This is a genomic window from Streptomyces phytophilus (assembly GCF_013870535.1).
Taxonomy (GTDB): Bacteria; Actinomycetota; Actinomycetes; order Streptomycetales; family Streptomycetaceae; genus Streptomyces; species Streptomyces phytophilus.
In genome coordinates this window covers 1-2,258 of record NZ_JACBXC010001001.1, presented here as the reverse complement: position 1 = coordinate 2,258, position 2,258 = coordinate 1, and the positions used below count along the sequence as shown (strand labels likewise).

Below are 2,258 nucleotides of genomic sequence, written 5' to 3'. Positions count from 1 at the left end.
ACCGCCACTGCCGCGGAGCGGCGGCCGCCGGCCCTGCGTACCGCTTCCGACGCCATCGACGTGCTGGAGTCCCAGGCGCGCGGCCTCGCGGAGTTCATGGAGGCGAGGGACTGGTCGGCCGGGGCCGCCGGTCCCGCCGTGGCGGAGGTGCTGGGGGCCGAGTGCCCCGACGCCGTGCGGGTGCTGGAGTTCGCGGCCACCGAACTCGTCCCGCGGCTGCGCCGTACGAGCGACGAGATCGGCAACGTCCTGCACGCGCTCGACGGCGGCTACGTCCCGGCGGGGCCGTCCGGCTCCCCCACCCGCGGCCTGGTCAACGTGCTGCCGACGGGCCGCAACTTCTACTCCGTCGACCCCAAGGCCATTCCCTCCCGGCTCTCCTGGGACGTCGGCAGCGCCCTCGCCGACTCCCTCCTCGCCCGCCACCTCGCCGACCACGGCGCGTACCCGAAGTCCGTGGGGCTGACGGTCTGGGGCACGTCCTGCATGCGCACCCAGGGCGACGACATCGCGGAGATCCTGGCGCTGCTGGGCTGCCGGCCGGTGTGGGACGACGCCTCGCGGCGGGTGACGGGTTTCGAGGTGGTGCCGCACGCGGAGCTGGGCAGGCCGCGCATCGACGTGACGGTACGCATCTCCGGCTTCTTCCGCGACGCCTTCCCGCACGTCGTCGGTCTGCTGGACGACGCGGTGCGCGCGGTCGCGGAGCTGGCAGAGCCGCCGGAGGCCAACTTCGTACGGGCGCACGCGGACGAGGACACCGCCGTCCACGGCGACCGCCGCCGCGCCACCGCCCGCATCTTCGGCTCCAAGCCCGGCGCGTACGGCGCGGGTCTGCTGCCGCTGATCGACGCCCGCAACTGGCGCTCGGACGCGGACCTCGCGGAGGTCTACGCGGTCTGGGGCGGCTACGCCTATGGCCGCGGGCTCGACGGCCGGGCGGCGCGGGGCGACATGGAGGCGGCGTTCCGGCGGATCCAGGTGGCGGCGAAGAACGTCGACACGCGCGAGCACGACATCGCCGACGCCGACGACTACTTCCAGTACCACGGCGGCATGGTGGCGATGGTCCGCCACCTGACGGGCGGTTCGCCGGCGGCGTACATCGGCGACAGCGCGGTGCCCGAGCAGGTGAGGACGCGCACGCTCGGCGAGGAGACGCACCGGGTGTTCCGCGCCCGGGTGGTGAACCCGCGCTGGACGGCGGCGATGCGGCGGCACGGCTACAAGGGCGCGTTCGAGATGGCCGCCACCGTCGACTACCTCTTCGGCTACGACGCGACCGCGGGCGTGGTGGACGACTGGATGTACGAGAAGCTCGCCGCCGAGTACGTCTTCGACGCCGAGAACCAGGAGTTCATGCGGCGCGCCAACCCGTGGGCGCTGCGCGGGATCGGCGAACGGCTGCTGGAGGCGGCCGAGCGGGGCCTGTGGGCGGAGCCGGACCAGCGGACCCTGGCCCGGCTCCGCGAGATCTACCTCGAACTTGAGGGCGATCTGGAGGGGGAGGAATGACCCACAGGACGCGGACCGTGCAAGTCCGCTCCACGCCCGGCACGTACACGTTGGCAGGTTTCGGCCCTGTATCACAGCAGTTGACCGTCATATCACCCGTTGGAGGGGTCCGCGCATGAACACCGGTGCGCCGCACTATCCGTTCACCGCCGTCGTCGGCATGGCCGACCTCCGGCTCGCGCTGCTGCTCAACGCGGTGTCCCCGGCGGTCGGAGGGGTGCTCGTGCGGGGCGAGAAGGGGACGGCGAAATCGACCGCCGTACGAGCCCTCGCCGCGCTGCTCCCCGACCTCGCCGTCGTACCCGGCTGCCGCTTCTCCTGCGACCCGGCCGCGCCCGACTCCGGCTGCCCGGACGGGCCGCACGAGGCGGCGCGCACGGACGGTGCGCGCGCGGCGCGGATGGTGGAGCTGCCCGTGGGTGCGTCGGAGGACCGGCTCGCGGGGGCGCTGGACATCGAACGGGCGCTGGCCGAGGGCAGGAAGACGTTCGAGCCGGGGCTGCTGGCCCGGGCGCACCGCGGCGTGCTGTACGTGGACGAGGTCAACCTGCTCCACGACCACCTCGTCGACCTGCTGCTGGACGCGGCGGCGATGGGCGCCAACCATGTGGAGCGCGAGGGCGTCTCCGTGCGGCACGCGGCGCGCTTCCTGCTGGTGGGCACCATGAACCCGGAGGAGGGCGAGCTGCGCCCGCAGTTGCTCGACCGGTTCGGGCTGACGGTGGAGGTCGCCGCGTCCCGCG

Annotated in this window: 2 protein-coding genes; both read left to right on the top strand. The window is 73.6% G+C overall.

Going from position 1 to position 2,258, the window contains the following annotated elements:
* On the top strand, window positions 1-1,515 hold a 1,515-nt coding region (locus H5J30_RS28275; protein WP_181790125.1), incomplete at its 5' end, for a cobaltochelatase subunit CobN.
* A 115-nt stretch (window positions 1,516-1,630) separates the two neighbouring features.
* Window positions 1,631-2,258 (top strand): magnesium chelatase ATPase subunit I (locus tag H5J30_RS28270; RefSeq protein WP_181790124.1); only part of this gene is annotated, 628 nt, incomplete at its 3' end.